The sequence below is a fragment of the Actinophytocola xinjiangensis genome, assembly GCF_001921215.1.
Taxonomy (GTDB): Bacteria; Actinomycetota; Actinomycetes; order Mycobacteriales; family Pseudonocardiaceae; genus Actinophytocola; species Actinophytocola xinjiangensis.
This window is the reverse complement of record NZ_MSIF01000015.1, coordinates 132,523-157,497: the sequence shown is the minus strand read 5'-3', so window position 1 is coordinate 157,497 and position 24,975 is coordinate 132,523. Positions and strand designations below refer to the sequence as shown.

At 70.5% G+C, this 24,975-nt stretch carries 24 protein-coding genes; 16 read left to right on the top strand and 8 right to left on the bottom strand.

Annotated features, from left to right (window positions below; all coding sequences use genetic code 11):
* Positions 1 to 11: 11 nt before the first annotated feature.
* The 5 genes from BLA60_RS27190 (at position 12) to BLA60_RS27175 (ending at position 9,360) form a co-directional block, all read left to right on the top strand.
* The gene (locus tag BLA60_RS27190; RefSeq protein WP_154814635.1) at positions 12 to 2,303 is read left to right on the top strand and encodes an RCC1 domain-containing protein; all 2,292 of its coding nucleotides are present in this window, start codon (positions 12 to 14) and stop codon (positions 2,301 to 2,303) included.
* A complete protein-coding gene (locus BLA60_RS46290; protein ID WP_281257481.1) occupies positions 2,300 to 2,434 on the top strand; it encodes a hypothetical protein in 135 nt (44 codons plus the stop codon). The genes BLA60_RS27190 and BLA60_RS46290 overlap by 4 nt, the downstream gene beginning before the upstream one ends.
* A complete protein-coding gene (locus BLA60_RS27185) occupies positions 2,427 to 4,709 on the top strand; it encodes an RCC1 domain-containing protein (protein WP_154814634.1) in 2,283 nt (760 codons plus the stop codon). The genes BLA60_RS46290 and BLA60_RS27185 overlap by 8 nt, the downstream gene beginning before the upstream one ends.
* 15 nt (positions 4,710 to 4,724) lie before the next feature.
* Positions 4,725 to 7,235 carry an RCC1-like domain-containing protein gene (locus tag BLA60_RS42400; RefSeq protein WP_084735296.1) on the top strand — a complete coding sequence of 837 codons (2,511 nt, stop codon included), beginning with the start codon at positions 4,725 to 4,727 and terminating at the stop codon, positions 7,233 to 7,235.
* Between the two features lie 163 nt (positions 7,236 to 7,398).
* The gene (locus BLA60_RS27175) at positions 7,399 to 9,360 is read left to right on the top strand and encodes a glycosyltransferase (protein WP_075135836.1); all 1,962 of its coding nucleotides are present in this window, start codon (positions 7,399 to 7,401) and stop codon (positions 9,358 to 9,360) included.
* A 61-nt stretch (positions 9,361 to 9,421) separates the two neighbouring features.
* Here the strand turns inward: BLA60_RS27175 and BLA60_RS27170 are convergent, their stop codons facing one another.
* Positions 9,422 to 10,369, bottom strand: a complete 948-nt coding sequence (locus BLA60_RS27170; RefSeq protein WP_211288855.1) for a glycosyltransferase family 2 protein — start codon at positions 10,367 to 10,369, stop codon at positions 9,422 to 9,424.
* Positions 10,370 to 10,544: 175 nt separating this feature from the next.
* Here BLA60_RS27170 and BLA60_RS27165 point away from each other — a divergent pair, with 175 nt between their 5' ends.
* Both BLA60_RS27165 and BLA60_RS27160 read left to right on the top strand, forming a co-directional pair.
* Positions 10,545 to 11,162 carry a class I SAM-dependent methyltransferase gene (locus BLA60_RS27165; RefSeq protein WP_075135834.1) on the top strand — a complete coding sequence of 206 codons (618 nt, stop codon included), beginning with the start codon at positions 10,545 to 10,547 and terminating at the stop codon, positions 11,160 to 11,162.
* 44 nt (positions 11,163 to 11,206) lie between these two features.
* Positions 11,207 to 13,111 (top strand): glycosyltransferase, encoded by a 1,905-nt coding sequence (locus tag BLA60_RS27160; protein ID WP_075135833.1) that lies wholly within the window; start codon positions 11,207 to 11,209, stop codon positions 13,109 to 13,111.
* A 69-nt stretch (positions 13,112 to 13,180) separates the two neighbouring features.
* Here BLA60_RS27160 and cspE read toward each other — a convergent pair whose 3' ends face one another.
* Complete coding sequence (gene cspE / locus BLA60_RS27155) at positions 13,181 to 13,384, bottom strand: transcription antiterminator/RNA stability regulator CspE (protein ID WP_075126052.1); 204 nt, start codon at positions 13,382 to 13,384, stop codon at positions 13,181 to 13,183.
* Between the two features lie 289 nt (positions 13,385 to 13,673).
* Here cspE and BLA60_RS27150 point away from each other — a divergent pair, with 289 nt between their 5' ends.
* On the top strand, positions 13,674 to 13,961 hold the full coding sequence (locus tag BLA60_RS27150) for a hypothetical protein (protein WP_245812168.1): 288 nt from the start codon (positions 13,674 to 13,676) through the stop codon (positions 13,959 to 13,961).
* Positions 13,962 to 14,005: 44 nt separating this feature from the next.
* On the opposite strand, the gene BLA60_RS27145 is transcribed toward BLA60_RS27150, so the two are convergent.
* On the bottom strand, positions 14,006 to 14,485 hold the full coding sequence (locus BLA60_RS27145; RefSeq protein WP_075135890.1) for a SixA phosphatase family protein: 480 nt from the start codon (positions 14,483 to 14,485) through the stop codon (positions 14,006 to 14,008).
* A gap of 28 nt (positions 14,486 to 14,513) precedes the next feature.
* On the bottom strand, positions 14,514 to 15,332 hold the full coding sequence (locus BLA60_RS27140) for an HAD family hydrolase (RefSeq protein WP_075135831.1): 819 nt from the start codon (positions 15,330 to 15,332) through the stop codon (positions 14,514 to 14,516).
* 51 nt (positions 15,333 to 15,383) lie between these two features.
* Here BLA60_RS27140 and BLA60_RS27135 point away from each other — a divergent pair, with 51 nt between their 5' ends.
* From BLA60_RS27135 to BLA60_RS27110, 6 genes are all read left to right on the top strand, one after another.
* On the top strand, positions 15,384 to 15,965 hold the full coding sequence (locus tag BLA60_RS27135) for a hypothetical protein (protein WP_154814632.1): 582 nt from the start codon (positions 15,384 to 15,386) through the stop codon (positions 15,963 to 15,965).
* A gap of 31 nt (positions 15,966 to 15,996) precedes the next feature.
* The gene (locus BLA60_RS27130; RefSeq protein ID WP_075135830.1) at positions 15,997 to 16,866 is read left to right on the top strand and encodes an LLM class flavin-dependent oxidoreductase; all 870 of its coding nucleotides are present in this window, start codon (positions 15,997 to 15,999) and stop codon (positions 16,864 to 16,866) included.
* 175 nt (positions 16,867 to 17,041) lie between these two features.
* Positions 17,042 to 17,668 carry an endonuclease gene (locus tag BLA60_RS27125; RefSeq protein ID WP_075135829.1) on the top strand — a complete coding sequence of 209 codons (627 nt, stop codon included), beginning with the start codon at positions 17,042 to 17,044 and terminating at the stop codon, positions 17,666 to 17,668.
* Between the two features lie 14 nt (positions 17,669 to 17,682).
* Positions 17,683 to 18,897 (top strand): UDP-galactopyranose mutase, encoded by a 1,215-nt coding sequence (gene glf, locus BLA60_RS27120; protein WP_075135828.1) that lies wholly within the window; start codon positions 17,683 to 17,685, stop codon positions 18,895 to 18,897.
* Positions 18,897 to 19,472, top strand: a complete 576-nt coding sequence (locus tag BLA60_RS27115; RefSeq protein WP_084735295.1) for a phosphatase PAP2 family protein — start codon at positions 18,897 to 18,899, stop codon at positions 19,470 to 19,472. The genes glf and BLA60_RS27115 overlap by 1 nt, the downstream gene beginning before the upstream one ends.
* A 38-nt stretch (positions 19,473 to 19,510) precedes the next feature.
* Complete coding sequence (locus BLA60_RS27110) at positions 19,511 to 20,383, top strand: decaprenyl-phosphate phosphoribosyltransferase (RefSeq protein ID WP_245812173.1); 873 nt, start codon at positions 19,511 to 19,513, stop codon at positions 20,381 to 20,383.
* A 179-nt stretch (positions 20,384 to 20,562) separates the two neighbouring features.
* On the opposite strand, the gene BLA60_RS27105 is transcribed toward BLA60_RS27110, so the two are convergent.
* Entirely contained in the window at positions 20,563 to 20,871 is a 309-nt protein-coding gene (locus BLA60_RS27105) for a DUF397 domain-containing protein (RefSeq protein WP_075135826.1), read from the bottom strand.
* 11 nt (positions 20,872 to 20,882) lie between these two features.
* A complete protein-coding gene (locus tag BLA60_RS27100; protein WP_245812167.1) occupies positions 20,883 to 21,770 on the bottom strand; it encodes a helix-turn-helix domain-containing protein in 888 nt (295 codons plus the stop codon).
* 50 nt (positions 21,771 to 21,820) lie between these two features.
* Here BLA60_RS27100 and BLA60_RS27095 point away from each other — a divergent pair, with 50 nt between their 5' ends.
* Together BLA60_RS27095 and BLA60_RS27090 are read left to right on the top strand one after the other, a co-directional pair.
* The gene (locus BLA60_RS27095; protein ID WP_154814631.1) at positions 21,821 to 22,099 is read left to right on the top strand and encodes a hypothetical protein; all 279 of its coding nucleotides are present in this window, start codon (positions 21,821 to 21,823) and stop codon (positions 22,097 to 22,099) included.
* 69 nt (positions 22,100 to 22,168) lie between these two features.
* Entirely contained in the window at positions 22,169 to 22,825 is a 657-nt protein-coding gene (locus BLA60_RS27090; RefSeq protein ID WP_154814630.1) for a hypothetical protein, read from the top strand.
* On the opposite strand, the gene dprE2 is transcribed toward BLA60_RS27090, so the two are convergent.
* The gene (gene dprE2 / locus BLA60_RS27085; protein WP_075135823.1) at positions 22,822 to 23,577 is read right to left on the bottom strand and encodes a decaprenylphospho-beta-D-erythro-pentofuranosid-2-ulose 2-reductase; all 756 of its coding nucleotides are present in this window, start codon (positions 23,575 to 23,577) and stop codon (positions 22,822 to 22,824) included. The two genes, BLA60_RS27090 and dprE2, sit on opposite strands and share 4 nt — an antisense overlap.
* Positions 23,574 to 24,935: a decaprenylphosphoryl-beta-D-ribose oxidase gene (dprE1, locus tag BLA60_RS27080; protein WP_075135822.1), complete on the bottom strand. Its 1,362-nt coding sequence runs from the start codon at positions 24,933 to 24,935 to the stop codon at positions 23,574 to 23,576. Before dprE1 ends, dprE2 begins: the two co-directional genes overlap by 4 nt.
* Positions 24,936 to 24,975 lie beyond the last annotated feature (40 nt).

The window sequence follows — 24,975 nt, the reverse complement described above, 5'->3', positions numbered from 1 at the left end:
CGGAGGTCTCGTTGAGGTCCCTGCTGTCCCCGGCGCTGTCCACGGCGACCGTGCTCGCCCTCGCGGCGAGCCTGGTCGTCCCGGCGTCCTTACCGGCGGCGGCCGCCGCTCCCGCCCCTGCTGCTGCCGCCGCCTCCGCTGACGAGTCGACGTACACGCCGCTGACGCCCGTGCGGGTCCTGGACACCCGCGAGGGCGCGGGCCTGGTCGGCCCCGGCCGCACGGTCGCCGTCGACCTGGCGTCGAAGGTCCCCACCGGCACGACGGCGGTGGTGCTGAACGTGACCGGCGTGTCCCCGACGGCCGAGACGTACGTGACGGCCTACCCGTCGGGTGAGGCCCGCCCGCTGGCGTCGAGCCTGAACCTGGCCAGGGGCGAGATCCGGGCGAACCTGGTGACGGTGCGGGTCACCGACGCCCGCGCGGTCACCCTCTACAACCACCTGGGCAGCACCCACCTGGTCGCCGACCTCGCCGGCTACTACTCGACCGGCGATGGCTCCCGCTTCAGCCCGGTGGTCTACACGCTGCGCGACTCCCTGGAGTTGGGGCCACGGCAGACCGCGACCCTCGGCTTCGGGCACGAGGTGCCGGAGTCGGCGACCGCCGTGGTGCTGAACCTGACGGGCGTGTCGCCGACGGCGGCCACCTTCCTGACCATGTGGCCGACCGGCGCCGCGCGCCCGGTCGCGTCGAACGTGAACCTCGCGGCCGGGGCGGTCAACCCGAACCTGGTCACGGTCGCGCTCGGCGACGACCACATTGTCAGCCTCTACAACAACGCCGGGACCATCACCGTCCACGCGGATCTCGCCGGTTTCTACACCCCCGAGTATGGCGCGGTGTTCGCGCCGCGCTCGCCGGTGCGGGTGTTCGACACGCGAACCGGGGTCGGCCAGCAGGGTGGCGTCGTCGCGCCGATCCGGGCTGGGCAGTCGGCTCCTTTCGTTGCCGGCAACCACGTTCCGGACGAGGCCGTGGCGGCCGTGCTGAACCTGACCGGGGTCGCCCCGACCACCGGGACGTTCGTGTCGGCCTGGCAGGGCGGAGCGGTGCCCCAGCACTCGAACCTGAACCTCGCCGCCCGGCAGACGGCGGCGAACCTGGCGGTGGTGCGGTTGGAGCGGGCCAACCCGGACCCGAGGGCGTTCTTCTACAACCGCAACGGATCGGTGAACCTCGTCGCCGACCTGGCCGGCTACTTCTGGACCCCGACCGGCGGGTGTGTGGCCGACTGCGCGTACTCCTGGGGCCAGAACGTCGACGGCGGGCTCGGCACCGGAACCTCGGTGGGCCACTCGTTCACCCCGACCCAACTGGCCGACGTGTCCGGGGTGGTGCAGGTCGCCGACCCGTACGCGCTGCTGGCGGACGGCACGGTCCGGGCGTGGGGTCGCAACTGGTCGGGCGAGCTGGGCATCGGCGTGGTCGGCGACTTCTCGGCCGTCCCGGTGCGGGTGCTGGACCTGACCGGGGTCGTGGCGGTGACCTCCACCATGGAGACGGGTTTCGCGCTGCGGTCGGACGGGACGGTGTGGGGCTGGGGTTCGGCGAAGGGCAACCTGCTGGGGACCGACGACTACGAACCGCGGCCGGTGCCGGTCCAGGTGCCGGGGTTGGCGAACATCACCGCCATCGCGGGCGGTCACCTGACGGCCTACGCGCTGGACGCCGACGGCGTGGTGTGGGCGTGGGGCGACAACACCAACGGCGAGTACGGCAACGGAACCGACCAGCCCTCGGCCAGGCCGGTGCGGGTGTCGGGCCTGACCGGCGTGACCTCGATCGGCGCCAGCATGTTCACCGCGTTCGCGGTCATGGGCGACGGCACCGTACGGGCGTGGGGGCTCAACAACGGTGGCCAGGCCGGTGAGGGCTCCGACGAGACCGTTGTGCCGACCCCGGTCGAGGTGCCGGGGGCGACCGGCGTGACCAGGGTGGTCACCGACATCTACCACGTCTACGCGCTGCGCACGGACGGGACGGTGCTGGGCTGGGGCGACAACGACAGGGGTGTGCTCGGTATCGGCGTCGACTGCCCGTGGGGCGGGGACTGTGTGGTTCGGGTGCCGACTCCGCTGCCGGTGACCGGGGTGGTGGACATCGCCGCCAACAGCGCCGGCGGCTATGCGCTCGACGGGACCGGCACGGTGTGGGCCTGGGGCGGTAACACCTTTGGCGAACTGGGGCACGGGCGCCTCACGGAGAAGGCCGTCAGCCCGGTGGTGGTGCCGAACCTGCCGCCGGTGGACGCGCTCGGGTTCTCCCGGTCCGGCGGTCGGGTGCTGGTGGGCGCGCCGTGATCCGGGCGGGGATCGTCGCCGTCGGCGGTGACCTGGGGACCGGCGGCTACTCGACGGTCCCGGTGAGCGGGATCGGCGCGGCGAACGAGTTCGGGGGCGGCGGCGCCCTGGTGGAGGTGGCGGGTGCGTAGCAGGATCATCGTGACGGTCGGGGTGCTGGCGCTGGTGGCCGGCCTGGCCGCCGGGGCGCAGCGCCCGGTGGTGCCCGAGCCGGTGCCGGTGGCGGTGGAGTCCGGGTCGGCGTTCACGCCGCTGAGCCCGGTGCGGGTGCTGGACACCCGCGCGTCCGGCCCGGTCGGCGCCGGGCGGTCGGTGACGCTGAACCTGTCCTCGCGGGTGCCGGCGACGGCGACGGCGGTGGTGCTGAACCTGACCGGCACGGCCGCCACCCGCGAGACGTTCGTGACCGCCTACCCGACCGGCACGGCCCGCCCGGACGCGTCGAACCTGAACATCGTCGCCGGGGACACCCGCCCGGTGCTGGCGACCGTCGCGCTGGGCACCAACCGTGGCGTGGACCTGTACAACCGCAACGGGACGGTGCACGTGCTGGCCGACCTGGCCGGCTACTACGCGCCGGGGACGGGGTCGCGGTACACGCCGTTGTCGGCGACCAGGGTGCTCGACACCCGCTCCGACCCGCCGCCCGCGCTCGGTCCTGGCGCCAGCCAGGTCGTGGACCTGACCGGCAAGGTGCCGAGGTCGGCGACCGCCGTGACGATCAACCTGACCGGTGTCGGCGCGAGCGCGGCGACGTTCGTCACCGCCTGGCCGACCGGTCAGGCCCGGCCGACGGTGTCGAACCTGAACCTCAACGCCCGCTCCACCCGGCCCAACCTGGCGACCGTCGCGCTGGGCGCGGACCGCACGATCAGCCTGTACAACCTGGCCGGCACGGTCGACGTGATGGTCGACCTGACCGGTTTCTACACCCCCGAGTACGGCGCGACGTTCGTGCCGCGCGCCCCCGTGCGGGTGTTCGACACGCGTTCGGGCTCCGGCGCGCTTGGCCCGGCGGCCCGGCAGGCGATGAACCTGGACGACACCTGGATCACGCCGAACGTCACCGCCGCCCTGCTCAACGTCACCGGCGTGTCGCCGACGGCGGCGACCTACGTCGCGGTGTGGGCCGCCGACGGCCGCCCGGACGGCTCGGTGTCGACGTTGAACCTGGTGCCCGGTGAGACCGCGGCGAACCTGGCGGCGGTGGCGGTGTCGACGATGGAGCCGATCAGCGCCTACAACTTCCGTGGCCAGACGCACGTGATCGCCGATCTCGCCGGGGTGTTCGTCACCCCCGACACCCAGTGCGCGGTGGACTGCGCCTACACGTGGGGCAGCAACGAGTCCTGGGCGCTGGGCACCGGCCGGCGCGCGCCGGGCGCGGACGTCGTCCCCAACCGGGTGGTCGGCCTGGCCGGGGTCGTCGACCTGGCCGGCGGTCGCGGCCCGGTGCGCTACGCGCGCCTCACCGACGGGTCGCTGTGGTCGTGGGGTCAGGCGCCGCTGGGTCAGCTCGGCGGCGGCTGGAGCGCGGTGGGCTGGTCGGCGGTGCCGACCCCGGTCTCCGGGCTGACCGACGTGACCTCGGTGGCCGCCGGCCGTTTCCACGCGGTCGCCAGCCGCTCCGACGGCACCGCGTGGACCTGGGGGATGACCGGGCAGAGCCGGTCGGACGCGCCGGTCGGGGTGCCGGGGCTGACCGGGGTCGTGTCGGTCGCGGCCGGCGACGCCACCAGCTACGCGCTGCGCGGCGACGGCACGGTCTGGGCCTGGGGCGACAACCTCGACGGCGCCCTGGGCAACGGGTCGACCGCCGGCTCGTCGGCGACCCCGGTCCGGGTCTCCGGCCTGACCTCGATCTCCGCCGTCGCGGCGGCCGACGGCGCCGGCTACGCGCTGCGCTCCGACGGCACGGTGTGGTCGTGGGGCGCGAACTGGTCGGGCCAGCTGGGCAACGGCGCGCCGTGCGTCCCGGCGACCGGGCAGGGCTGCCGCTCGCGCGTGCCGGTCCCGGTGTCGGGTCTGACCGAGGTGGCCGACCTGGCCGGCGGCGGCGTCAACGGCTACGCGCTGCGCACCGACGGCACCGCCTGGAGCTGGGGCGGCAACAAGCGGGGCACGCTCGGCGACGGTGCCTCCTGCCCGGCGGACGCGCCGTGCGTGTCGGTCGTGCCGGTGCGGGTCTCGGGGCTCGCCGGGGCGGTCGACGTCGCCGCCGGCTGGGGCGCCGGGTACGCGCTGCTCTCCGACGGCACCGCGTGGTCCTGGGGCGAGAACGGCGACGGCCAGCTCGGGACCGGGTCGAGCGCCGAGTTGTCCACCGTGCCGGTGCGGATCACCGGTTTGCCGTCCGCGCGGGCCGTCACCTCGGGCGGCGCGCTGGTGACCAACCCGAACCCGTAAACCGAAAGGAGCACCGTGCTGCTTCGCAGATCGGTCGTCCTCGTCGCCACCGCGGCGATGGCCATGACCGGGGCCATGACCGGGATGACGGCCACCGCCGCCCCGCCGGGGGTGGTGGAGCTGGACCAGGCGCCCCCGCGCGCGCAGGGCGTGAGCAAGGTCGACGCCCTGCGCGCCGCCACCGACGTGCGGGCCAGAACCGCCGCCACCGCGGACCGGGAGCGACCGCGCCGCCAGCTGGGGACCACCGGCGAGGCGAAGGCCGCCGCGACCTCGGCCGGCTCGTCGTTCACGCCGCTGACCCCGGTGCGGGTGCTCGACACCCGGGGCGGCATCGGTGTGCCGGCCGGCCCGCTGGGCGCCCGCCAGGAGGCCCGCTTCGAGCTGGGCTCGCACGTCCCGGCCAACGCCACGGCGGTGGTGCTCAACGTCACCGGCGTGACGCCGAGCGGGGCGACGTTCCTGACCGTGTGGCCGGGCGACCAGGCCCGGCCCAACGCCTCCAACATCAACCTGCGGACCGGGGAGATCCGGGCGAACGCGGTGACCGTGCCGCTCGACGGCCCGCTGGCGGTCTACAACAACTTCGGCGAGACGCACGTCATCGCCGACCTGGCCGGCTACTACGCCCCGGACACCGGCTCGCGGTTCACCTCGCTGGCCCCGACGCGCGTGCTGGACACCCGCTCGGTGGGCGGCGCGCTGCCGCCCGGGGGCACCCGCGTGGTCAACCTGTCGAGCCGGGTGCCGGAGACCGCCACCGCGGTCACCTTCAACCTGACGGGTCTTGGCGCCACCGCCGCCACCTACGTCACCGCCTGGCCGACCGGTCAGGCCCGGCCGAACGCGTCGACGCTGAACCTGGCGCGCGACACGATCACGCCGAACCTGGTGACCGTCGCGTTGGGCACCAACCGCAGCGTGACCCTGTACAACAACTCCGGCAACACCCACCTGATCGCCGACCTGGCCGGCTACTACGCCACCGACCGTGGCCACGCCTACTACCAGATGACGACCAAGCGGGTGATCGACACCAGGCAGGGTGACCCGCTGCCCGGCGGCTGGATCGGCACGGTGGACCTGTCGCCGGAGCTGCCGGCCGGGGCCAGCACGGTGGTGTTCAACCTGACCGGCACCAACGCGCCGGCCGCCGGTACCTACCTGACCGCGTTCCCCACCGGCGCGACCGTGCCGACCGCGTCGAACCTGAACCTGGTCGCCAACCAGACCGCGGCGAACCTGGTGACCGTGGCGCTGGGCGCCGGCCGGCAGGTCGACGTGTTCAACCAGGCCGGCAACGTGCACTTCCTGATGGATCTGGCCGGTTACTTCGCGCCGCCGCCGACGGCCTGTGCCTCGGCCTGCCTGCGCAGCTGGGGTGACAACGAGTGGGGCCTGCTGGGCGTGGGCACCACCGGTGGCCGCTCCTACGAGCCGGGCCGGATCGACGGCCACACCGGCATCACCTCGGTGACCGGCGGCTACTACAACGCCTACGCGCTGCGCGCCGACGGCCGGGTGCTGTCCTGGGGTCTGGACGACTTCGCTGGCCTGGGCACCGGCCGCCCCTACGGCCTGTCGACCGTTCCGGTGCAGGTCAGCGCGCTGTCCGGGGTCACCCAGATCTCGGCGGGCTACACCACCAACCTCGCCCTGGACGGTCAGGGCCGGGTCTGGTCGTGGGGCGACAACTTCAACGGCGCCCTGGGCGACGGCACGATGACCGAGCGGCGCTCACCGGTGCAGGTCACCGGCCTGCCGACGGGGATCACGCAGGTCGCGGCCGGTAACCACACCGGCTACGCGCTGCGGGAGGACGGCACGGTCTGGGTGTGGGGCACCAACGGCGGCTCGTTCGGCGACGGGACCTACGGCACGGGCTGTGAGCAGGCGCCGGCGGGACCGGGCTGCCGGTCGCTGTCGGCCAAGCAGATCCCGAACCTGACCGACGTGGTGTCGGTCACCGCGACCTGGTCGGCGACGTTCGTGGTGAAGTCCGACGGCTCGGTGTGGGGGTGGGGCTACAACAGCGTCGGCCAGCTGGGTCTTGGCACGACCGGCGGCACGGGCTGTGACCTGCAGGACCCGGACTGCCTCGTGCTCACGCCCACGCAGCTGCCGGGCGTGACCGGCGTGAAGGAGGTGGTCGGCGGGACCGCGTCGAGCACCTACGCGCTGACCTCGGACGGCACGGTCCTGTCGTGGGGCTTCAACGGCGCGGGCCAGCTGGGCAACGGCTCGGTGGGCAGCGACTGCGACACCCCCGAGGCGGTGAACTGCGCGCGGCCGACGCCGGCCCCGGTGGCCGGGATGACCGACGTGGTCGACGTGGCCGGCGGCACCAACCACGGCCTGGCGGTGAAGTCGGACGGCACGGTGTGGGCGTGGGGCCACAACGGCTACGGCCAGCTCGGTGGCGGCGCCACCCCGCCGGACTGGCTGGCGACCCCGGCCCAGTTGCCGGAGCTGTCCGGCGCGAGCATCGTCGGCTCGTCGGGCTGGACGTCGTTCGCCGTGTCGTAGCGCGGCCGTACTAGCAGATGACCGGGTCGCGTGGCAGGTCACCGGCCCGGTCATCGCTCGTTGGCGGGATCATCGTGACCTAACGGTAATCACGCCCACGCGCGCGGGTACTCTCGCTTTCCAGAAGTGTCTATTGGGCCGCCCCTTGGAGGACTGAACTCGAATGCTCGGCAGTACCCCGATCTCGAGCGACGCGGCTCCCGCCGAGCCGGCGACCGCACCGGACGCCCGGCTCGTGGAGCACGCCCCCAACGGCCGCCTGGTGGCCCAGCGGGGGCTGTTCAACGGGCCCGACCCGGTCTGCCCGGAGGACCTGTACGCGAAGGTCGTCCACGGCGCGGCGGTCCGCGAACGGCAGCGGCTCGTGGTGCGGGCCGGCTCCGAGGTCACCCTGGACACCTACTTCGGGCGCTTCCCGGCCAGCTACTGGCAGCGCTGGACCGTGGTGGACACGGTGGACATCGAGGTCACCGCGACCGGTTCCGGCCGGCTGGCGGTGATCGCCTCGGACATCGAGGGCGAGACCCGCACGGTCGCCGCCCAGGACCTGACCGGCCTGACCGGTGAGCAGGTCACGGTGACCGCCGAACTCGACAAGTTCGTCGACGGCGGCTTCCTGTGGGTGCAGTTCACCACCACCGACTCCGAGCTGGTCGTGGACCGGCTGCGCTGGACGGTCGACCCGCCGAAGCGGCTGCGGCCAACGGCGGTGGTCATCTGCACCTACAACCGCGCCGACGACTGCACCAAGACCCTCCAGTCGCTGGGCGGCGACCAGGAGTCGCTGGACGTGCTGGACGCCATCTACGTGGTCGACCAGGGCAGCGACACGGTCGAGTCGCGCCCGCAGTTCCCCGAGATCCAGCAGGCGCTGGCCGGGCGGCTGCGCTACCTGCGCCAGCCCAACCTCGGCGGTGCCGGCGGCTTCGGCCGCGGCATGTACGAGGTGACCGGCCAGGGCGGCGCCGAGCACGCCAACCTGCTGTTCATGGACGACGACGTGCTGTGCGAGCCGGAGATCGCGATCCGGCTGACCGCGTTCGCCAACCGCACCCCGTCGCCGACGATCGTCGGTGGCCAGATGCTGAGGCTGCTGCACCCGACCCGGCTGCTGGCCGGCGCGGAGTACGCCGACTTCGCCCAGCTCATCCCGGGCAAGGTCGTCAAGAACGCGCTCGACGACGTCGACCTGCTCGCCGAGGAGGCCGACGAGGACGGCGCCGGCAAGGCCTCGGGCAAGGGCGCCGGCAAGGTCGTGCGCGGTGACCTGCGGGTCGACGCCGACTACAACGCGTGGTGGTCGTGCCTGATCCCGGCCGAGGTGGTGGCCGCGATCGGCCTGCCGATGCCGCTGTTCTTCCAGTGGGACGACGTGGAGTACGGCTACCGCGCGCGGGCCAAGGGCTTCCCGACCGTCACCCTTCCCGGAGCCGGCCTGTGGCACGCCGACTTCGACTGGAAGGACCTGGACAAGTGGAACGAGTACTTCGCGGTCCGCAACGCGATGATCGTCTCCACGCTGCACGCCGAGATCGACCCGAAGCAGACCGCGCGGGTGCTGACCTCGCGGATCTCCCGCTACCTGCTCGCCATGCAGTACGGGCTGGCGGCCACGTTGATCAAGGCGACCGAGGACTTCCTGGAGGGCCCGGACTTCCTCAACGACGGCGGGGCCAGCGCCGCGAAGTCGGTGCACGCGCTGCGCGCCGACTACCCGGACACGATCATGCACAAGGCGTCCGACGTGCCGGGTCTGAGCGTCGGCGAGATCAAGCAGATCCAGGCCGGCCCCAAGCCGAGCAGCAACCGCCTGACGCTGCTCAAGCGGGTCGCCTACCTGGCGATGGGCCGCTCGGTGCACCCGATCGGCGCGGTGTCCAAGCCGGACGCCACCTGGTGGCACGTCTCCCAGTTCGAGACGGCCGTGGTCACCGACGGCTCGCAGGGCGGGGTGCGGGTGCGCCGCCGGGACCGCGAGCTGACCATCAAGCTGGCCAAGCAGGCGGCCAGGGCCGTGCGCCGGCTGGTGGCCGAGATGCCGAGGCTGCGTGAGGAGTACCGGGCCGCCGCCCCGCGCCTGACCAGCCGCGAGAACTGGCGCCGGCTCTACGACAAGAACGACTGAGCCCGCACACGACGACGGCGCCGCCCCCTCGGGGACGGCGCCGTCGTCGTTGGTGTGGGGGCTATCTGTCGTCGCGGGAGCGGACGATCAGGTCGGCCAGCAGCGCCATCGAGCCGATGATCAGCGCGGTGACGATCGCCAGCATCGCGTTGCTGGTGACCCGGAAGTCGTAGCGGATGATGTCGGTGACGCCCTTGACCGCGCCGAGCACGAACAGCGTCAGCGCCAGCGGCATCAGGACCTTGATCGGGTTGAAGTACATCACCATCCGCAGCACCTGCAGGATGTAGCGGTAGGCGTCCTTCACGAAGTGGAACTTCGACACCCCGGCCCGCTTGGCGTAGTCGATCGCCAGGTAGTCCACCGGGTGCTGGTTGGACAGGAACGACATGGTGATGGTCGTGACGCAGGAGAACCCGGGCGGCAGCAGCCGCAGGTAGGGCAGCGACACCTCGCGCCGGAACGCCCGCAGTCCGGAGTTCAGGTCGGGGATCTTCGTGCCGGCCAGCACCTCGGCGATCTTGCGGATGATCCACTTCGCCGGGACCCGCAGGAACTTGTGGGTGCCCTGCTCGGAGGTCCGCGCGCCGACGACCTGGTCGACGTCCGGGTTGTCGCGCAGGTACTGGATGAACTCGGGGATGCGCTCGTTCGGGTAGGTCATGTCGGCGTCGGTCCACACCACGACCCGCCCGTAGGCCTCGCGGGTGCCGATGCGCCGCGCGGTGCCGGACCCGCCGTTGCGCCGGAAGGGCATCAGCCGCATCTTCGGGAACTGCGGCAGCGCCTCCTCCAGCACCGTGAGCGTGTCGTCGGTCGACTTGTCGTCGATGACCAGCAGCTCGTAGGACATGCCGCTGGCGTCCATCGCGCCGGAAATGCGCTTGATCTCGTCCAGCACGTGCTCCTGCTCGTTGTAGCAGGGGAGCACGATGGTGGCGTCCAGCGTGTTCTCGCCGCCGCCGCCGGGTGGGGTCGCACCAAAACTCGTGTACTGGCCTGCGTTCACGGCAGATACTCCAGAAGCAGTCATCGCATGCTGTCTTTGGGTTATCGGACTGTAGCGCAGCACCTGGCGACGCTCCCCACGTCCACGGCGACAGACCTGCCGTTACCATGCCGACATACTGTGCGGCCTCTGTTGACGCGGCCGGCTCCCAATTCGATCGGCGAGGACCAAGAGCATGGCTTCCCTGGAATCGACCGAGGGCGAGGAGTACACCGACCGGCTCAAGCGGTTGGAGATGCCGCTGTGGAAGCGGGTGCTCGACGTCCAGGCGCCCTATCGGTGGAACCTGCGTCGCCTGTTCGGTGACCGCGAGGTGCTGGAGGTCGGCTGCGGGATCGGGCGCTGCCTGGCGCACCTGCAGCCGCGCGGGGTCGGCGTCGACCACAACCCGCACTCGATCGTCACCGCCCGTGAACGCGGCCTGACGGCGTTCACCACCGAGGAGTTCGGCGAGAGCGACTACGCCACGCCCGGCCGCTTCGGCGGGCTGCTGGCCGCGCACCTGGTCGAGCACATGCCCCGCGCCCAGGCCGTGGACATCCTGGCCGGCTACCTGGAGTACCTGGCCGACGACGCCCGGATGGTGCTGATCTGCCCGCAGGAACGCGGCTACGCCAGCGACAGCACCCACGTGGAGTTCACCGACTTCGACGCGCTGGCCGACGTCGCCGGACAGCTGGGCTTCGCCAGGGTCCGCAACCAGTCCTTCCCGTTGCCTCGTCCGGCCGGCAGGTTCTTCACCTACAACGAGTTCGTCCTCATCGCTGACCGCACCGCCGGCCGCCCGGCGTAGACCAGCCCACGAGCAGCCAACCCCATCCACCGAGGAGTACGACAGTGGCCGAGCAGGCGAGCAGCAAACCCGGCAGTACCGACGCCGACCGCGTGCTGCAGCGGGTGATCCTGCCCAGGGACCGCGACCCGCTCGACGTCCGGCCGCTGTACCTGGACGAGCCGGAGAACGTGCACAGCCACGTCACCTCCCGCCGCGAGGTCGAGGTGCCGCCCTCGGCCAGGGTGTCCTTCGCCTCCTACTTCAACGCGTTCCCGGCCAGCTACTGGAAGCGCTGGACCCGCGTCGACCACGTCACGCTGCGCCTGACCGTCCGCGGCGCCGGCCGGGTCGAGGTGTACCGCTCCAAGCCCAACGGCGACGTCGTGCACCTGCAGGGCGCCCCGGTGCACGCCGAGAAGAAGGCCGCGACCCTGGAGTTCCGCCTGACGCTCGCGCCGTTCGAGGACGGCGGCTGGCTGTGGTTCGACGTGTTCACCGAGAACCAGTCGCTGCTGGTCACCGACGCGGTGTGGCTGGCCGACGAGCCGCTGCCGGTGCAGAAGATCGCCGTGGGCATCACCACCTTCAACCGCCTCGACGACTGTGTGGCGTCGCTGCTCGCGCTGGGTGAGGAGCAGGCGGTCCTGGACGTGGTCAGCAAGGTCTTCGTGGCCGACCAGGGCAACCGCAAGATCCGCGAGCACGAGCGGTTCGCCGAGGCGAAGAAGGTGCTCGGCGAGCGCCTGGAGGTCATCGAGCAGGGCAACCTCGGCGGCTCGGGCGGGTTCACCCGCGCGCTCTACGAGTCGATCGAGAACACCTCGCCGGGCACCGTCGACCAGATCCTGCTGCTCGACGACGACATCGCCCTGGAGCCGGACTCGATCCTGCGGTCGAACATGTTCGCCAGGGCGTCGGCCAAGCCGGTGATCGTCGGCAGCCAGATGCTCAACCTGCAGGCCAAGTCGCGGCTGCACTCGATGGGCGAGATCGTCGACCTGGCGACCATCATGTGGCGCCGCGCGCCGGGCGCTGTGGTCAACCACGACTTCGGCGAGCACTCGCTGCGCGAGACCCGCGCGCTGCACAAGCGCATCGACTCCACCTACAACGGCTGGTGGATGTGCCTGTTCCCGCGTTCGGTGGTGGAGAAGGTCGGCCTGCCGCTGCCGCTGTTCATCAAGTGCGACGACGCGGAGTACTCGCTGCGCGCGCTGGCCCACGACGTCCCCACGGTCACCCTGCCCGGCTCGGCGGTCTGGCACGAGCCGTGGACCGACAAGAACGACACCAAGGACTGGACGGTCTACTTCCACGTCCGCAACCGCCTCATCATGGGCGCGCTGCACAGCCCCTACGACATGCGCAAGACGCTGCTCGCGCAGGGCGCGCGGTCGGCGTTCAAGCGGCTGATGTCGATGGAGTACTCGACGCTGGCGATCGAGCTCAAGGCGCTGGAGGACTTCATGGCCGGCCCGGAGCGGCTGTTCGACAAGCTCGCGACGGCCCTGCCGGACGTCCAGGAGGTGCGCAAGCAGTACACCGACGCCCAGTTCCTGCCCTCGGCCAGGGAGTTCCCGCCGCCCACGTTCGACATGGTGCGGGCCGAGCAGATGCTGCGCCCGCCGGTGCACCCGGCGAAGATCGCCGCCCGCGCCGGCAAGGCGATCCTGCACAACCTGCGCGCCCCGGACCCGGCGTCGGCCGACCGTCCGCAGGTCAACATCCCGGCGAACGCGTCGCTGTGGTTCATGCTCGGCAACCTGGACAGCGCGACGGTGTCCAACGCCGACGGCAGCGGGGTGGCGTTCCGCCGGCGCGACCCGAAGGTGTTCCGTGAGCTGGCGACCAGGGCCGCGCACGACTACCGGCGGCTGTCCCAGGAGTGGCCGAGGCTGGTCGAGCAGTACAAGGCCGCGTTGCCGGAGCTGACCTCGGTGGAGTCCTGGCGCAAGGTGTTCGACTAGACACACGAAGAGGGCCACCCGGGTCGATGACCCTGGGTGGCCCTCCTACGTCAAGCGGGTGGCGCGAGATCAGACGGCGCGGACGCCGGTGGCCTGCGGGCCCTTCTGGCCCTGGCCGATCTCGAACTCCACGCGCTGGTTCTCGTCCAGGCTGCGGAAGCCGTTGCCCTGAATCTCCGAGTAGTGGACGAAGACGTCAGCGCTGCCGTCGTCCGGCGCGATGAAGCCAAAGCCCTTCTCCGAGTTGAACCACTTCACAGTTCCCTGTGCCACTACGTTCTCCTGAACAGCGATATTGCCGGCCGCCGCGGTTGCGACGACCTTGGCCGGTTCCAGACGGCGACTCAACCTGGAGCTAACCCGCGCGCCCGCAACATCCTCCTGCGAGCGTGATCTATCACGAACTCAAGAAATCACGACCAAGGCACAGTCAACCACACGAAGCACACTGAGCGCAGCAGAAGGGTTGCGAGTAAACACGTGCTGGTGGACGCTCGTAAGGGTGAGCGAGCTCGCTAGTGAACAGCCCCGATCAATCGCACTCAACCTCGACGACGCTGGGGTGTCTGTCGACCTTCCCCGGCCCTCTCACCAGGAGGATCAGGTCTACGGCGTCCCCTACCGCCCGGTCGAGTTCCGCGACGACGACCTGCCCACGGCCCTGGAGCGTTCGGCGGCATGGCTACGCCGAACGCAGGAATGGCTGGGTGAACCGGTCGACGTGATCGCCATCCACCTCGACTACGACGACGGCGGTGACGCGCCGTACTACGACGTCAAGCTGATGTGCAACGAGGAGGATCTCGCCGGTGCGCCGATCGCGCTGCGCGCCGCGAAGGACCCGTCCTGAACCGTATTGCACCGCACGTGTCCTTCCACGTGTAACCCTGCGTGTCACCCCCGGGGCGTGGCCTGGGTGACCAGTTCGGCACCGCGTGCCCACACATCCGCCCAGGTCCCGCCCCAGCTCAGCACCACGACGCCGGAGGTCTTGAGCTCCACCGGCTGCCCGGTCACCGTCCGTACGAGTTCGGACGACCCGGGGTTGTGCCCGACCAGCGCCGCCGTGGCGACGTCGTCGGAGATCTCGTCGAGCACCGACATCAGCGTGCCCGGCTCGGCGGCGTAGACCCGCTGCTCGTGGCGCACCGGCGGCGCCGGGTCCAGCGCGGGCGCGGCCAGCCGCCAGGTCTGGCGCGCGCGGGCGGCGGTCGAGCAGACGACCAGCCCGATGCCGGTGAGATTCTCCGCCAGCCAGCGGCCGAGCGCGACCGCGTCCCGCCGGCCGCGTTCGTTGAGCGGGCGCTCGTGGTCGGGCCCGGCGGTGTCCCAGTCCGACTTGGCGTGCCGCAGCACGACCAGCGTGCGTTCCATGGCCATCACCCTCCCACCGCCGGCAGGGTCAGAACCAGCGTTCGAGCACCTGGGCGACGCCGTCCTCACCGTTGGTGGCGGTGACCTCGTCGGCCACGGCCAGCACCTCGGCGTTGGCGTTGGCCATGGCCACGCCGTGCCCGGCCCAGTCCAGCATCGGCAGGTCGTTGGGCATGTCACCGAAGGCGACGACCCGGTCGCGGTCCACCCCGAGCAGCGCGCACACCTCGGCCAGCCCGCTGGCCTTGGTGACCCCGGCGGGGGCGATCTCGATGAGCCCCTGGTTGGTGGAGAAGGTGATCTCCACGGCGGCCCCGGCGAGAACGTCGTGCGCGGCGGCGGCGAGTTCGCGGCTGGTGAGGTCGTGCTGGCGGACCATGAGCTTGGTCGCGGCGTGCCCGATGACCTCGGCCAGCGGGACGTCGTTGACCTCGCCGTCGAGTTCGCCGTTCGGCACGCCCCACGGGTTGCGGAAGCCGGCCTGGGTGACGAACGGGACCAGGTCCGGCGCGACCCGCTCGGTGGCGAGCCTGGCGTCGGGCAGCGCGGCGCTCAGGGCCTTGGCGGTGTCGCGCAGCAGGATCGGGTCGATGTCCTGGGAGGAGACGACCCGGTCGGCGGCGATGTCGTAGACGACCCCGCCGTTGCTGCACACCGCGTACCCGGTGAGCCCGGCGGCCTGGGCGACGTTCGGTATCCAGCGCGGTGGGCGCCCGCTGACCAGGATGAACGGCGTGTTCGACCTGGTCACCCGGGAGACGGCGTCGAACGTGCGCCGCGTGATCCGCTCCAGCGGGTCGAGCAGCGTGCCGTCCACGTCCGAGGCAATCAGTTCGGGTCTGTCCACGGACCCATCATTCCTGTCCGTGACCGGCGATGGCGCACTACCGTTCCCCAGGTGAGCTATCCACCACAGTACGGCCACTACCCGCAACAGCCTGGGTACCCACCGTATGGGCCCTACCGGCCGGCGGGACCGACGAACGCGCTGGCCTACGCGGCGGCCGGCCTGTTCCTCGTCGCCGGGGTGCTGGCACTGGTCATCGCGATCGTCGGCTGGAACGGCACCTCGGACAACGTGGACATGCTGGTGGCGTTGGTCGGGGCGGCGTTCTCCGAGGAGTTCACCGGCAACCTGGACTTCGCCATCTCGGTGACGATGTCGGTGGCCTGCTCGTCGCTGTCGCTGGGCCTGGTGCTGCTGGCGAGGGTGGATGTCGTGCGCTGGCTGCTGGCCTTCGTCGGCGCGCTGACCAGCGTGTACTACCTGTACGCGGTGATCAAGCTGCTGGCCGACGGCGGCGGGGAGTACATCGCGATGGTGCTGGTGTCGCTGTTGCTGTGGATCGCGGCGACCGTGGTGGTGGTGCTGCCGGGCACCGGCCGGGCGATGCGCGGCTACCAGCGCCGCCTCGCCCAGTACGGTCAACCCCCAGGTTATCCACAGGGTTATCCACAGGGCGGGTATCGGCCGTACTGATCGGCTAGCGTTGACGGACGTGGGAACCGGTATGCGCGTCGGCATCGTGATCCTTCCCGAGTACCGCTGGCTGCTCGCCGAGCCGAGATGGCGGGCGGCCGAGACCTACGGCTTCGACAGCGCCTGGACCTACGACCACCTCGGCTGGCGCACCCTGGTCGACGGACCGTGGTTCGACGCGGTGCCCACGCTGACGGCGGCGGCGATGGTGACCCGCCGGATCCGCCTGGGCACGATGGTCGCCTCGCCGAACTTCCGCCAGCCGGTGCCCTTCGCCCGCAGCCTGCTGACCCTGGACGACGTGTCCAACGGCCGGATCACCCTGGGCATCGGCGCGGGCGTTGGCCAGGGCTACGACACCGAGGTGCTGGGCCACGAGCCGCTGCCCCCGCGCGCCCAGGCCGACCGGTTCACCGAGTTCGTCGAGCAGCTCGACGCCCTGCTGACCAACGAACGCACCACCGCGCGCGGCGAGTACTTCTCGGCCGTCGAGGCCCGCACGGCGCCCGGCTGCGTGCAGCACCCCCGGCTGCCGTTCGTGATCGCCGCGAACGGCCCGCGCACGATGCGCCTGGCCGCGCGTCACGGCCAGGGCTGGGTGACCTACTGCGCGGCCGACACCGTCGACCAGTGGTGGGCGGCGGTCGCCGAGCGGGTCCGCCGCTTCGACGACGTCCTGGCCGAAACGGCGCCGGGACGCACGGTCGACCGTCACCTGTCCCTGGACTCGGCCCCCACGTTCTCCCTGACCAGCGTCGAGTACTTCCGCGACGCCCTGGGCCGCGCCGCCGAACTGGGGTTCACCGACGTGACCACCCACTGGCCCCGCGAGGACGGCGTCTACGCGGGCCGCCTGTCGGTCCTGGAGCGGGTCGCGGCGGACGTTCTGCCCTACCGGTGAGTAAGTGATGTGGCGCACGGAACGGGGATGGAACACCGCGCGTCTCTGTTGACGAGGCGCAAGCCGGAGGGAAGAAAAAGGGGATCACTGGGGGACAACAGGGGTAGGGGTGCGAGAACCCCCGCGTTGGGGAGCGCGGGGGTTCTCCCATGTCCGGGGCGGGTACGCCGCCCCCATGGCCACCCAGAAACGACTCGTCAGCACGCTGCTCGACCGGTGCGGCCGGACCTACGCCGCCGAGGCCGGGATCACCCTGGCCGACAAGCCGTCCCCGCTGTACCGCCTGCTGGTGCTCAGCGTGCTGCTCTCGACCAGGATCTCCTCGGGGATCGCCGTCGACGCCGCGCGCGAGCTGTCCAGGGCCGGCTACCGCACCCCGAGGGCCATGCGCGAGTCCACCTGGCGTCAGCGCGTCGACGCGCTGCGCCGGGCGCACTACGTCCGCTACGACGAGTCGACCGCGACCGCGCTCGGCGACGGCGCCGCGCTGCTGCTGGACCGCTACCGGGGTGACCTGCGCCGGCTGCGCGGCGACGGGCTGACCGCGCGACTGCGGGAAATTCCCCGACTCGGGCCGGTCGGGGTGGACATCTTCTGCCGGGAGGCGCAGCAGGTGTGGCCGGAACTGCGGCCCCACCTCGACGGCAAGACCCTCGACGGTGCGCGCTCGGTCGGCCTGCCGACCGACTCCGACGGGCTCGCCGGGCTCGTGCCCAGCGGTGATCTCGCCAGGTTGTCGGCGGCGTTGGTGCGCGTCAGCCTTGACCGCAAGCTCGCTGACGGGGTAGTGGAAGCCGCCTAGTACCCTCGGTCGGCGTGAGTGCGCCTGCAGACGAAACAGACAACTATGCCGGCTACGACCTGGTGGTCGTCGGCTCCGGTTTCTTCGGGTTGACCATCGCCGAGCGGGTGGCCACCCAGCTCGACAAGCGGGTGCTGGTGTTGGAACGCCGGTCGCACCTGGGCGGCAACGCCTACTCGGAGCCGGACCCGGAGACCGGGATCGAGGTGCACCGCTACGGCGCGCACCTGTTCCACACGTCGAACAAGCGGGTGTGGGACTACGTCAACCAGTTCACCAGCTTCACCGGTTACCAGCACCGGGTGTTCGCCAGGGTGAAGGACCAGGTGTACGCGTTCCCGATGAACCTGGGGCTGATCAACCAGTTCTTCGGTCGCTCGTTCACCCCGGACCAGGCGCGTGCGCTGATCGCCGAGCAGTCGGCGGAGTTCGAGACGGCGAACGCGCAGAACCTGGAGGAGAAGGCGATCTCGCTGATCGGCCGCCCCCTCTACGAGGCGTTCATCCGGGGCTACACGATCAAGCAGTGGCAGACGGATCCGACCGAGCTGGGCGAGAACATCATCACCCGCCTGCCGGTCCGGTACACGTTCGACAACCGGTACTTCAACGACACCTACGAGGGCCTGCCGGTCGACGGCTACACCGCGTGGCTGACGAAGATGGCCGACCACCCGAACATCGAGGTGCGGTGCGACGTCGACTACTTCGACGTGCGTGACCGGATCCCGGCCGGCGTCCCGACCGTCTACACAGGACCGCTGGACCGGTACTTTGACTACTCGGCCGGCCGCTTCACCTGGCGCACGGTCGATTTCGAGTCCGAGGTCGTTCCGACCGGTGACTTCCAGGGCACGTCGGTGGTGAACTACAACGACGAGGAGGTGCCCTACACCCGGATCATCGAGTTCCGGCACTTCCACCCCGAGCGCAAGCACTACCCGACCGACAAGACGGTCGTGTTCCGCGAGTTCTCCCGCTTCGCGGAGGAGAAGGACGAGCCGTACTACCCGATCAACACCCCGGAGAACCGCGCCAAGCTGGAGCGCTACCGGGAGCTGGCCAAGATCGAGGCCAAGGACCGGAACCTGATCTTCGGCGGCCGTCTTGGCACCTACAAGTACCTGGACATGCACATGGCGATCGGGTCGGCGTTGTCGGTGTTCGACAACAAGGTGGCGCCGCACCTGACCGACGGCGCGCCGCTCGACGGTTCCCTGGACGCCTGATGACCGCCGCCGCGCCGAGGGTGCTGCGCGTGGTCGAATCGCCGGCACCCCCGGCGCGGGCGGACAGGTCGTTCGAGGTCACCGCGCTCGCCGGGGTGCAGCGCGCGATCGGCCGGCCGCCGGTGGTGGCCGCCGCGCGCGGGCTGTCGCTGTTCGGCGAGCACGCCGCCGGCTGGTTCGCCGCCGGCCTGCTCGGCGCGGCGATCGACCGTGACCGCCGGCGCGACTGGCTGACCGGTGCGGTCGGCGTCGTCGCCGCACACGCCGCGTCGATCGCCGTCAAGCGCGTGGTGCGCCGCCAGCGCCCGGACGACGAGTCGGTCGCGGTGCTGGTGTCCACGCCGAGCCGGCTGTCGTTCCCGTCCTCGCACGCGACGTCGACCACGGCCGCCGCCGTGGTCTACTCCGGCCTGACCGGCCGGAACCTGGTCCCCGCCCTGGTCGCGCCGATGCTGGTCTCCCGACTGGTGCTCGGCGTGCACTATCCGACCGATGTCCTCGCCGGTTCGGCGCTGGGCGCGGCCGTCGGCGGCCTGGTCCGCCGGCGGTTGGGGAACAGGAGACGCACGAGGTGAGTGACACCGCCGAGGTGAGCGTGGCGCCGCAGGGCCTGATGCGGGGCGTGGTGCGGACCGCGCGCCCGCGCCAGTGGGTGAAGAACGTGCTGGTGCTGGCGGCGCCGTTCGCGGCGTACGCGGCCGACCCGGTGTTCCACCCGGAGGTCGTGTTCGACGCGCTGGTGGCGTTCGTCGCGTTCTGCCTGGTGTCCTCGGCGGTCTACCTGGTCAACGACGCGATCGACGTCGAGGCCGACCGCGCGCACCCGACCAAGCGCAACCGTCCGATCGCCGCCGGTGTGGTGCCGGTGCGCACGGCGTACGTGATCGCCGGGGTGCTGTTCCTGGGTTCGTTCGCGGTGTCGATGGTGTCGGGCTGGCGGCTGCTGGTGGTGATCGGCGTGTACGCGGCCGTGCAGTTGGGTTACTGCTTCGGCCTCAAGCACCAGCCGGTGATCGACCTGTGCATCGTCGCGTCCGGGTTCCTGCTGCGCGCGATCGCCGGTGGCGCGGCGGCGGAGTTGCCGCTGTCACAGTGGTTCCTGCTGGTCACGGCGTTCGGGTCGCTGTTCATGGTGGCGGGCAAGCGGTACGCGGAGATCGTGTTGTACGAGCGGACCGGGGCCGAGATCAGGTCGTCGCTGGCGAAGTACTCGTCGAGCTACCTGAGGTTCGTCTGGGCCACGTCCGCCGCGATCATGATCATGGCGTATGCCCTGTGGGCGTTCGAGATCCGGACGGGAACGGGCACGGACTCGGTGTGGTCGGTGATCTCGATCGTCCCGTTCGTCGTCGCGGTACTGAGGTACGCGGTCGACGTCGACGGCGGCAACGCCGGTGAGCCGGAGGAGATCGCGTTCCGGGACAGGGTGTTGCAGGTCCTCGGCGTCGCGTGGGTGGGCTGCGTGGCCCTGTCGTCCTTCGTGTGACCGCTTCGCGCGGCCCTCTTTCCCAGCAGCTATCCCGATTTCCCGTGTTTTGCCTGGTCAGGCCACGGGGATCCCCCCGTTTTCCAGTCTATCGCGCAGCACCGACGGTTTCGAGAGTGCCGAGTGGGGCCTGTGGACAACTCGGCGAGGGGTCCCGGTGGGGACCCCTCGCCGATCGGTCAGCGGGTGCTGCTGGTCAGGAACGTGGTCCAGCCGGTCACCGGGAACGCGAGTGCGGGTCCCTCGGTGTTCTTCGAGTCCCGCACAGCGACAGCCGGTCCAGTGAACCCGACCTCAACACAGTTGGCGTTGTCGGTGCTGTGGCTGCTCTTGCGCCACGCGTTGGCCACCTCGACGCAGTCCGCGTTCGCCGAGCTGTGACTGCTCTTGTGCCACTGCCCAACGTGCGCGATCTCAACGCAGTTGGCGTTCGCGCTGCTGCGGCTGCTCTTGCGCCACCGTGCCTCGCGCAGGTCCAGCGCGTACATGGCGCCTCCCATTAGTCGTTTCCGTCAGCCAACGCAGACATCAGCTCTGCTGACTCGGCCGGTTCCAGTGCCGAGTTCAGGATATTGCCCAACGCCAGGCGGTAGGCCGCAATGTCTTCCTTCTCATCGAGGAACATGCCGACGTGGTGGTTCTCGATATAGGTGAGGCTGGGCTCCTCGAAGAAGTCTAGGACTGCGAACGGACCCTGCATCCCGGCGTGTTGCCCGACGCGCAAGGGAACGACACGAACCGTGACGTTCGGTCGTTCGCCAGAGTCCACCAGATGGCGTAGTTGACGGCGCATGATGCCACTCTCCGTCATTGGACGGCGCAAGGCGCCTTCGTCGACCACGGCTAGGAACTGGAGTTCCCGGCGGTTGAGCACTGCCTGCCGGGCGCGCCGGGAGGCGACCAGGTTGGTCAGCTCCGCCTTGCTCAGGGTCTTGTTGATACTGCGAATAATCGCCTCGGTGTATTCGTCTGTTTGCAGAAGCCCGGGGATGAAAAGTGCTTCGTAGTTCTGGATTCGGGTGGCGCGGGACTCGAAGTTGATCAGTGCCTGCCAGAGTTCCGGCAGGCCAAGGCCCTGGCTCTCCCACCAGCCGCGTTCTCCGGATTTCCTTACCTGGTCCAGGATCTGGGCCCGCTGCGACTCGGGTACCTTGTAGTGGCCGAGCAGCGCGGCGACATCGTCCACGCTCAGCCCGCGCGCCCCGGTCTCGATCCGACTGATCTTGCTGGGCGACATGCCCAGCGCCTTCGCGACCGCCGCTCCGCTGAGTCCACGATCCTCGCGCAACCCGCGAAGCTGAATGGAGACCTGCCGGGACCGAACGCTGGGGTTGGGGTTTTCCGTCATGACGGGGATATCGACCCCCCAACCGTGAAACTCAATCACTCGATCAGGCACATTGCTGTCGCCGCCTGCAACGTGCCAGCGTTAACGGCATGAAAAACGCGGCTCCTTCACCAGCGGAACTCGACCCCAACGTCCGCCGTCTTCAGATAGCGGAGTTGGCCGTCACCCGTCGTCCCCGCCTGTTCGCCCTTCACGGCATCGACGCCGTGACCGAGCGCGAGATCCTGGGCTGGGGCATGGACTTCGCCCCGTCCCGCAAGGCACTGCTCTACCTCCCCAACGACTCGGTCACCTACTACTCCGACTCCGCCGAACGAGCCGCCCACCGCTACGCCATGACCGGCGACATCGAACTGACCTGGCTCTGACGCTCCGGTCCCCACCGCCGCCCATCGTGACCCCGTCCAGCCGGACGATCTTCTGGCAGAATGCCCGGGATGTCGCTGATCAACTGGATCGTCATCGGTGTGTTGGCGTTACTGGCCGGCGTCATGGCGAACTGGGTCCCTCGTCCACAGTGGCTCAGGAATATTCATCTGTTCATCGCTCTGGGTGTCCTGGTGGCAGCGACGGCGGTCATGAACTTCGTGTTCCAGTCCGAGCCTGACGAGAACACGACTGCGATCGGGACGCGAGAACTGGACGAGGAGCCGCGTCCCGCCATCGCGACCGACACCTACGTGCTACGGGTCTCCCGCATGGTCGACACGAACGACGAGGACAAGATAGATCTCGACACCGGCTGTCCTGGTTGGGGCGACATGTGGCCCCGAGTCGGTCCTCCCCGCTGCGGGGAGCTTGGAGATGTCGTGGTGGACGAGGAGGGAATCCACACAGGCGACGACAAGCCGCGCCTGCTCCTCCTTGGTCGAGAATCAGCTGGCGGCCATACGTCCTGTCTCGCCGGGCTGACCGATGAATCAGCCCGGCGCGTGGGGAAACTCCCGCTCGCATCCCTTGGTGTCGGCAGCGAGATCTGCGTCAAAACCGACTTCGAGAACACCGGACTTGTCCGGATCAAGGACATCGCCACTGATCAGAACGGTGAACTCCGCGAACTGACCATCAGTTATCAGGTCTGGACGAAGCGCTAGATGGGCAGGCGGCGGAAGATCACGCGCGGCACGTGTCGCAGCACCGACATCACCACGCGCCACGCCGCCGGGGCCCACACCAGGTCCTTGCGCTTGTGCACCGCGTCCACGACCACCTCGGCGACGGCGTCGGCCGTGGTCGCCAGGGGGGCGGGTTTGAGGCCCTCGGTCATCTTGGTGTGCACGAAACCCGGGCGCACGACCGTGACGGTGATGCCCTCGGGGCGCAGGGCCTCACCGAGACCCAGGTAGAACCCGTCCATGCCGGCCTTGGTGGAGCCGTAGACGAAGTTGGAGCGGCGGACGCGTTCGCCGGCCACCGACGACAGGACGACGACCCGGCCATGTCCCTGGCGCCGCAGGCGTTCCGCGAGCGCCACGCCGACCGACACGGGGGCGGTGTAGTTCACCTGGGCCAGTTCGACGGCCCGCGCGTGGTCCTGCCACAGCTGTTCGGCGTCGCCGAGCAGGCCGAAGGCGACCACCGTGACGTCGATGTCGCCGTCGGCGAAGGCCTTGTCCAGGACCGCCGGGTGGGACGCCAGGTCCGTCGCCTCGAAGTCTACTGTGGACACTGTGGCGCCGGCTTCGCGCAGGCGCGCGGCGGCGTCGTCCAGGCGCGGTGACGGGCGGGCCGCCAGGACCACCCGCAGGGCGCGGCGCCGCGCGTACCGCAGCGCCACCGCGAGGCCGATCTCCGACGTGCCGCCCAGCAGCAGCAGGGACTGGGGATTTCCGACCGCGTCAATCACAGGCTCAACCTTCTCGACATGTCCGAAGCGAAAACACCGTGGGGGTCGACGGCCGCGCGCACCTTGCGCCACTCGTCGATCCGTGGATAGCCGCGCTGCACGACCTCGGCGCTCGCGCGGGACTCCTTGGCCAGGTAGTGCCGGCCGCCGGCGTCGAGGACCAGGCGGTCCAACTCCTCGCACAGCTCGTGCAGGCCGGCGCGGATCGGCAGGTCGACGCACAGCGTCCAGCCGGGCATGGGGAACGACAGCGGCGCGGGGTTCGCGGCCCCGAAACGCTTGAGCACGTTGAGCACCGACACGTGCCCGGCCTCGGTGATCAGCTCGACGGTCCGGCGGATCACGTGCTCGGCCGCGAACGGCACCACGAACTGGTACTGCAGGAACCCGTGCGGGCCGTAGCCCCGGTTCCACTCGCCGATGATGTCCAGCGGGTGCAGGAACTGGGTGATGTTCTGCACCGACCCGTGCCGCGTCGGCGACTTGCGGTACCACGCCTCGCTGAAGATCTTCGCGGTGAGCTTGTTGAGCATGCCGGGGGGGAACACGTTCGGCACGGTCAGCAGCTGCGGGGCGTCGAACTTCAACGGGGTGGCGCGGCGGCGTTTGGGCAGCTGGTCGACGCGCGCGTGGTTGGCCCTGGTGAGGATTCCCCGGCCAAGGTGCTCGCCGGTGGTCACCGCGTCGAACCAGCTCACGGACTCCACATAGGACTCGTCGTCGACCGACTGGCGGGCCATCAGCTCGTCCAGGCCGCCGATCTGGTCGGTGTCGACGAGGAAGTACGCGGTCTCCACGCGGTTGAGGTCCAGCGTCGCGCGCAGCACGATGCCGGTCAGGCCCATGCCGCCGACCGTCGCCCAGAACAGGTCGGGGTCGGGGCCCTCGGGGGTCAGGGTGGTGACCTCGCCGTCGGCGGTGAGCAGGTCCAGCGACCGCACGTGGTCGCCGAAGCTGCCCTCGACGTGGTGGGCCTTGCCGTGGATGTCGCAGCCGATGGCGCCGCCGACGGTGACCTGGCGGGTGCCGGGCAGTACCGGCAGCCACAGGCCGAAGGGCAGCAGTGTGCGCATCAGCGTGTCCAGCGAGACCCCGGCGTCGACCTCGACCACGGCGGCGTCCGCGTCGACCCGGTGGATCCGGTCCAGCGCGGTCATGTCGACCACGACCCCGCCGGCGTTCTGCGACGGGTCGCCGTAGCTGCGGCCCAGCCCCCTGGCGATGACCCCTCGGTCACCGGCCTTCCGGACGACCGTGGCGATGGCCTCGATGTCGCTCGTCGCGACCACGTGAGCGGTGGTCGCCGCGGTACGTCCCCAACCGGTGAGCCTGGCCAGCTCGTCATGTCCTGGCTTCACCGCACCGAGGGTACGGGGCGGGGCGTTGGTCTCTAGAATC